Annotated in this window: 1 protein-coding gene; it reads left to right on the top strand. The window is 55.9% G+C overall.

Annotated elements, in window-relative coordinates; translation table 11 throughout:
• Nucleotides 1-211: 211 nt before the first annotated feature.
• A partial coding sequence (locus A3730_RS25090) for a putative solute-binding protein (RefSeq protein ID WP_156501352.1) occupies nt 212-1,375 on the top strand: 1,164 nt, incomplete at its 3' end.

A 1,375-nucleotide genomic window follows, 5' to 3' on the forward strand; every position in this document is an offset into this window, starting at 1 on the left:
ACCGAATAAATAATAACCCGCTTTTTGTTCACGCCACTCGCCCCCCGCTCTCCGTACCGGCCGAGCCGCCCGATTGGCGGCACCGCCACCGGTACCGGCTGGCAAGCCAGCGACGCGCCGACCATTACCTGCCCACAATGCCGAAACAGTCATGCCGTAACCGGCCAACGCTGAATGCCAACAACAAACAATAATAGCCACGGAGGCTATCGTGCGATTTCTTCGTCACTTCATCCTTTTTTCCCTGCTGATCGGCAGCACGGCTCTCAACGCCGATGACACCCTTGATCTGACCCCCGCCCAACAGGCCGAACTGGAGCGCTTTGCACCCGGCGTGGAACTCACCCCCGCGCTGGCAGAAAAATTACGTGCCATTGCCTTCGACCAGAACCGCAGCCTGGATGATCGCATCAAGGCCATGCAGAAAGCCGCGGGCTTCAGCCAGGGAGAACCACTCAAACGGCGCATTTGTATTTGGGATATTGCTGGCCGTGCCGGGCCAATTTTCAAGGCTGCCGAAGACCAGCGTACGCGCCTGCTGCAATATGGTGTTGACCTGGATGTGCAGCCCTACACCAGCGAAAGCGTGGTTGCCGAAGATCTCAAGGCCGGCATTTGTGATGCTGCGCTTATTACCGGATTGCGGGGCCGTCAGTTCAACAAATACACCGGTACCATTGATGCTATCGGCGCGCTCCCTACCAAGGAGCACATGAAGATTTTGCTGCAAGTCCTGGCCAGCCCAAAGAGCGCCGACAAAATGGTGAGCGGTGAATATGTGATTTTGGGCCTGGCTCCAGCGGGTGGCGCTTATGTCTTCGTGAACGACAGAAGCATCAACACTCTTGCCAATGCAGCAGGAAAGCGTGTGGCTGTGCTTGATTACGACCCCACACAAGCTGAAATGGTCTCGCAAATCGGGGCAACACCGGTAGCGTCAGACATCGTGTCTGCACCCAATAAATTCAACAACGGCGTGGTGGATGTTCTGGCCGCCCCTCTGGTTGCCTACGAAGTCCTGGAACTCTACAAAGGCATGGAGCCGGACGGCGGCATCATTGATTACCCGCTGGCGCAAATCACCATGCAGCTAATCGGCCGCAAGGACAAATTCCCCAACGAAGTGGCACAACTGGTACGCGAAGAGTTCTACAACAGTTACCACCTGATCATGGAACGCCTGGAAATCGAAGCGGAAAAAGTACCGGAACACTGGATGATCCAGATTCCGCAGGAAGACAAAAAGGAATATGAAATCATGATGCAGGAAGCCCGCCTGCAACTACGCAACAAAGACTACTACGACGCCACCATGCTGACCCTGCAACGCAAGATCCGCTGTAAGCTGGACGCCAGCCGGGCGGAATGCAGCAAT

This window comes from Alcanivorax sp. HI0044 (genome assembly GCF_001634945.1).